This window comes from Streptomyces sp. YS-3 (genome assembly GCF_045257485.1).
In the GTDB taxonomy this organism is placed as follows: Bacteria; Actinomycetota; Actinomycetes; order Streptomycetales; family Streptomycetaceae; genus Streptomyces.
The window spans coordinates 1-5,631 of the sequence record NZ_JBJHPC010000472.1 but is presented as its reverse complement, the minus strand read 5'-3'; the positions used below and the strand labels follow the sequence as shown (position 1 = coordinate 5,631).

Annotated in this window: 6 protein-coding genes; 1 reads left to right on the top strand and 5 read right to left on the bottom strand. The window is 71.0% G+C overall.

The window, feature by feature from the left end; genetic code table 11:
• Window positions 1-1,235 (bottom strand): FxsB family cyclophane-forming radical SAM/SPASM peptide maturase (locus ACJA3G_RS28465; RefSeq protein WP_406555908.1); only part of this gene is annotated, 1,235 nt, incomplete at its 3' end.
• 27 nt (window positions 1,236-1,262) lie between these two features.
• Window positions 1,263-1,418, bottom strand: a complete 156-nt coding sequence (fxsA, locus tag ACJA3G_RS28460) for an FxSxx-COOH cyclophane-containing RiPP peptide (RefSeq protein WP_406555907.1) — start codon at window positions 1,416-1,418, stop codon at window positions 1,263-1,265.
• 254 nt (window positions 1,419-1,672) lie between these two features.
• Here fxsA and ACJA3G_RS28455 point away from each other — a divergent pair, with 254 nt between their 5' ends.
• Window positions 1,673-2,578 carry a DUF4231 domain-containing protein gene (locus ACJA3G_RS28455; RefSeq protein ID WP_406555906.1) on the top strand — a complete coding sequence of 302 codons (906 nt, stop codon included), beginning with the start codon at window positions 1,673-1,675 and terminating at the stop codon, window positions 2,576-2,578.
• Window positions 2,579-2,595: 17 nt separating this feature from the next.
• Here ACJA3G_RS28455 and ACJA3G_RS28450 read toward each other — a convergent pair whose 3' ends face one another.
• From ACJA3G_RS28450 to ACJA3G_RS28440, 3 genes are all read right to left on the bottom strand, one after another.
• Window positions 2,596-3,075, bottom strand: coding sequence for a hypothetical protein (locus ACJA3G_RS28450; protein ID WP_406555905.1), 480 nt, complete (start codon window positions 3,073-3,075; stop codon window positions 2,596-2,598).
• 160 nt (window positions 3,076-3,235) lie between these two features.
• Window positions 3,236-4,135, bottom strand: coding sequence for a S1 family peptidase (locus tag ACJA3G_RS28445; RefSeq protein WP_406555904.1), 900 nt, complete (start codon window positions 4,133-4,135; stop codon window positions 3,236-3,238).
• Window positions 4,136-4,329: 194 nt separating this feature from the next.
• The gene (locus ACJA3G_RS28440) at window positions 4,330-5,118 is read right to left on the bottom strand and encodes a DUF1684 domain-containing protein (RefSeq protein WP_406555903.1); all 789 of its coding nucleotides are present in this window, start codon (window positions 5,116-5,118) and stop codon (window positions 4,330-4,332) included.
• Window positions 5,119-5,631: the final 513 nt, after the last annotated feature.

Sequence of the window (5,631 nt, the reverse complement as noted above, 5' to 3'; positions counted from 1 at the left end):
CCGGCCAGATCGGCGTGGAGGCGGGCGAGCAGGGTGCGGGTGAGCTCGTACTCGGCCGCGACGAGCTCCCCGGGGTCGCTCAGGGCCGCGGGGACGAGCCGGGCGGCCGTACGGGCCTCGATGCCCCGTACCAGCGCCTCCAGGTCCGCGCAGTAGACCGAGGGCCCGTCGAAGGCGTCCCGGCCCGCGGCCTCGTTCGCCGGGCGGTAGCGGTGGGTGTAGAGGCCGCCGCCGCAGGAGCGGACGACCGGGCACCGCCGGCATTCGGGCCCCACCCCGGCGAGGCCGAGCTGGCGCACCCGTACGCCCGGGTGGGCGGCGACCTCGTCGAGGGAGTGGCGGAAGACGTCGAAGCCGGTGGCGGCGGCGCCGTCGTAGGCGCTCTTGAGCGAGTCGACCTGCTCCAGGGTGCCGTCGGTCTCCACCACGACCAGGTCGGTGGGGGCCAGGCCCAGGGACTCGGTGAGGCTGGGGCCGCCGTTCAACGTCGACAGTACGGACTCGAACAGCCGGACCGGAACCGGCCTGCCCTGTTCCTCCCACCGGTCGAAGACCGTGAGGAGCCATTCGGCGTACTCGGTCGGGGAGCCGCGGGGCCGGGCCGGCGGCGCCTCCCAGGTGGCGTGCGGCAGCAGGTAGTCGATGCGCGGCGGGTCCAGGGCGATCAGCGCGTCATGGACGGCGACGGGGTCGTTGGCCACGTCGATGGTGCAGAGCAGTCCGAGGAAGAGATGGCGGTAGCGCTCGCTGCGGAGCAGTTCGACGGCTCTGAGGACCAGGGGATGACTGGTGCGGCCGTCGGCGAAGCGGCGGTGGCGGTCGTTGGCGGACCTGTCCCCGTCCAGGGAGACGCCGACGCGTACGCCGAACTCGTCGAAGAGGTCGAGGTAGCGGGGGCTGAGCTGGAGGCCGTTGGTGTGGATGCGCAGATCGAGCTCCGCGACGCCGTCGAGGGCGGCGGTCAGCTCCTCGCAGACCGTTCGCAGCCGCGCCGGCCCCGCCAGCAGCGGCTCCCCTCCGTGCAGGATCACTGACACGGAGGGCAGTACGTGTTTCCCGGCATGCTCGGCCAGTCGTCGGGCCGTCCGGGAAATCGCCTCGTCGGAGATTGCCTTGGGGCGGGTACGCCAACTCTGATCAGGGGCTTCGTAGATATAGCAGTGATCGCACGCAAGATCGCATCGGCTGTGGACCTTGAGCACGATCTCGCGGAATGGGACCACGGGTCCAGTCATTCCGCCAGTCTAGAGCTCTCCGACTGTCTACAGCGCCGAGTTGAAGGTCGACGCCTGAACCGGGCGGCCGTTGGAGGAGGGGAGCACGCGGCCGAGCTTCCGGGCGGCGTCGGCGCCGCGGACATCGATGTCGGCCAGGGGCACACGGCTCTTCTTCGCAGGGGCGAAGGAGAGAGAATTCACGGAGGTCTTCACGGCCGTCCTTGGTGGGTAATTCCTGCATGTGGACAGGGGGACCGACGACATGCACCGTTGCAGTGTCGGCGGCACGACTTTACTCTCTTGGCCACTGTTGGCAACTGAGCACGACCGCTTGCCCCGAACGCCTGACCCGGCATGGCGGAAGGTGTACGGAACAAGGCGTTCCACCGAAAGAGTGATGACCAAAACCGCAGACAGGGGTGGATGTGACGGCGATTCCCGGACCTCTGCAAAGCATGGTCTTCCGCAATGCCGACCTGCCGGGTCTCTTCCACCACGCGGACGCCCTCGCGATAGGGCGTCAGCGGGCCGCGGTGAACGACACCCGCTGGCAGCTCTGCCTGCTGGTGGCGGGGGCGGCACTGGCGGCGCTGCCGTGGAAGATGACGCTCGGTGGTGACTTCCAGCTGGCGAGCGCGCTCAGCGCACTGGCGTACGCGGGGGTGCTCGTGGTGAGTTTCCGCGCCACCCGCGGACACGCGAAATCGCATTGGCAACTGAATCGTTCGGCGGCCGAGTTCATCAAATCCATGTGCTGGCGCTATGCCGTGCACGGGACCCCCTTCGATTCCCACGCCGCCGATCCCGAAGGTCTGTTCACCCTCCGTCTGGAGGAAGGGCTCGGGGAACTGCGCCGGGTCGGCTGGCGCGATCCGCGCGAGGAGGGGGCATCGGACCTGGCCGCCGCCCCGCTCATCACCGCGCCCATGCGGGAGTTACGGGCGAAGGCGTTCGCCGTACGCAAGGAGACGTACGTACGGGACCGCCTCATCGAGCAGCGCAACTGGTACCGGCGACGACAGGAGGCGTCCCGGCGGGCCACCGCGCTGTGGACCACGGCCATCACTCTGCTCACCGTTCTCGCGTTGCTCTTCGCGACGCTGCACATGTTCGGCGCGGCCGAGGGTGTCAAGGTGGCCGGGCTGCTCTCGGCCACGGCGGCGGCGTGCCTGGCGTGGAACGAGATACGCCGCCACCAGCCGCTGATCTCGGCCCACTCGCTGGTGGAGCAGGACCTCAAGGCCATGCACGTGGCCATGGAGAACACCGTCAGCGAGCGCGACTGGCCGGCGGCGGTCTACGAGACCGAGCGGGTCGTCTCGCCCCAGCACACCGACTGGCTGGCCCGGCTCCGCAGTTGACCGTCCACGGGGGGGCGTCAGGGGCGCCGCACCCCGTCGCACCACACCACCGTGACCGACTTCCCCAGGCTGCGGGCGTACTGGACGATGTCGCCCGTGCCGCCGAGACCGCGCGCGGGCCGGCCGTCCCAGACGGCGACAAGCCGGTCGCAGTTGTCCGCGATATAGGCGCCGGCCGCGTAGTAGGCCTCGTCCGTGGCGTGCGGGAAGTCCATCCGGACCTCCTGTGCGGCCTGCCCCTTCAGCCCCTGGTAGCGGGCGAGTTCGCCGGGCTCCGCGAAGCCCGTCTCGTAGTCGCCGCTGGGAATGACGACGGTCAGGGAGGCCCCGCACTCCAGGGCGATGGCCGCGAACAGCTGGTCGGCGCCGACCGCGAGGCTGGAGAGCACCTCCAGGGAGCCGTCGTGGCCGCACAGCAGGCTCCGCAGGCCCGCGCGGATCTCCTCCAGCGCCTCGGAGGGAATGTGGCGGTGACCGGTCACTCCGATGCGTTTCACTGACTCACCCCGTGTGTCCGGTCGCCTCTCCGCCGTGAACATCCTCCCAAAAAGGCGCAACCCGTCCAGCCGTCATCGGCCATCGGGCGCAGCGAACGAGCCCCCGCCCGGTGGCCGGACGGGGGCTCCTCGCTGCCGGGGCAGCGCGGGCGTTCAGCCGTCAGAAGAGGCTGACACCATAGGCGTTCATGGCCTCGACCACGGGCTGGAAGAAGGTCGTGCCGCCGGAGGAGCAGTTGCCGCTGCCGCCGGAGGTGAGGCCGAGGGCCGTCGAGCCGGCGTAGAGCGGGCCGCCGGAGTCACCGGGTTCGGCGCACACCGTGGTCTTGATGAGGCCGTACACGATGTCGCCGTTGCCGTAGTTCACGGTGGAGTTGAGCGCGGTGACCCGGCCGCTGTGGATGCCGGTGGTCGAGCCGCGCCGGGTGACCGTCTGGCCGACGGTGGGGTTGGCCGCGCTGCTGATGTGCTGGCTGCCCACGGCGCTCGGGTGGGACAGCGAGGTGTTGCTGTACTGCACGAGGCCGTAGTCGTTGCCCGGGAAGCTGGTGCCGACCGTCGGGCCGATGCTCGTGGTGTGCGACGAGCTGGTGTAGTAGTCCGGGTAGCCCTCGGTGCAGTGACCGGCCGTCAGGAAGTAGTAGGTACTGCCCTTCTTGACGTTGAAGCCGAGGGAGCAGCGCCAGCTCGGCGCGTAGATGGCGTCGCCGCCGGAGAGCAGCTTGCTGAACTTGCCGGTGGTCCGCTCGACGCGTATGGCGGACGCGTTGACGCCGGCCTGCCGCTTGATTCTGGCTATGTCGGCCTTGCTCACGGTGGAGTCGGCTGTCACGACGACCGTGTGGGTGGCGGGGTCGATGTTCCAGGCGGTGCCCGCGACATCGGCGCCGAGGACGGCGGAGCTCGCGGCGGAGAGCTGGGTGGCGCTGAACACCTGGGACGGGCTGGCGCTCGCGGTGGGGACCGCGAGGGCACCGGCGGCGAGCAGCCCGGCGGAGAGGGCGACTGCCTTGGTACGTCTCGCGAGACCGCGGGTGGGGGTGGTGCGCTTGATCCTCACTTCTGTTCCTCCCGAGGGGAATCGAGGGGCCCGAGTTGGGTGGGGGGACCCCGTGAGGCGCAGCCGGAGCTGGGGCAGCACTGGTGAGCGCAAGCCGTGCTCCTGACAAGCGCTGGGAGGGAGTATTCGGCCGCCCGGCCGTGGCGCGCAAGGGCGCCTTTCGGCCGGGCGGTTGGGGTTTCGAAGGCGGTGGATCAGCGGGTGAGGACGGTCCGCTCGCCCGCGGTGACCGCCGTGCCGAGGGTGTTGCCGGGGGGCGGGAAGGGGCAGATGAAGTGCTCCGCGAAGGCGCACGGCGGAAGCAGCGCGCGGTTGAGGTCCACCGTGAGCCGGCCGTGCGCGTCGGGTGCGCCGGGGCGCAGGAAACGGAACCGGAAGGTCGAGTCCCCGCTGGTCGCGTCGGCGAACACCGCCCAGAGCGCCCCGTCGTCCTCGACCGCCACCTGGAGGGTGTGCTCCCGGCCGTCGAGGGTGAAGACGAGCTCCCCGCCGAGGCCGAGCCCGCGCTCGACGCCGTCGGCGTTGGCCACCCGCACGGTCCGCGCCTCGCCGTACGGGCGGAAGAGGGCGGGCACCGCCCGGCTCGGGTCGTACGGGAAGACCTCGATGCCCGCGAAGGCGCGGCGCCGCTCGGCCCCGGGGTCCCAGACCCGTACCGCCCACAGTCCCTCGCGGCGCAGTACCACCAGCCGCCGCGCGCCCTGGGCCAGCCGGGATGCGGCGACCGGCGCGTGGTCGGCGGTCAGCCGTGCCTCACCGGTGAAGGGCTGTCCGTCGAGGACGATCCCGTCCTCGGCGCTCGCCGTGAGCACCAGCGCGTCGTCTTCTTCACGCCAGGCGCCGGGCACGGCCGGAATTCGCCCCTCCACCGCGTCGGCGAGCCAGTGGGTACCGGTCAGGGCCAGCGGACCGTAGGGCGCGGAGACGGACTCGACACGCCTTTCGTGCCAGTTCTTCCACTCCTGTGCCGCGTCCGAGCTCATGGTGTTCGACCCTTTCGTACGGGTGGGCAGGCCCCGGTGCGAGCGCGGTGCCGGGCCGGAGTATTCCGTACGGAGGCCTTCGGTCCCCCTCTTCGCCCCGCCGCCGTCGTCCGCGTCCCGGAAGCTCACCCTCCGAACACAAGTGACCGTGCGTACGCATGCCGTGACGGCGGGTCAACAGTCACAGCCGCAATCGCAGCAGTCGCACCCATCGCAGCACTCGCAACACTTGCAGGCGTCACAGCAATTGCAGCATTCGCAGCAGTCACAGTCGCAGTCACGGCAGAAGCCCTCGTGCTTCTGGCGGGACCACGGGCCCTCGTACTCCTTGGCGCAGCACATCTGGCAGGTGCAGCAGAGGCCCGCGAAGGCCGCGCACCCCGCCAGGAACCCGCGCGGCGCGGGCGGCCGGGGGCCCTCGCCCTGCGGGGGCCCGCCGTAGGGGTTGCCGGGCACCGGCGTGTACGGGCCGCCGGGCGGCGGCGACCCGTAGGGGCCGGGCTGGTGGGGGCC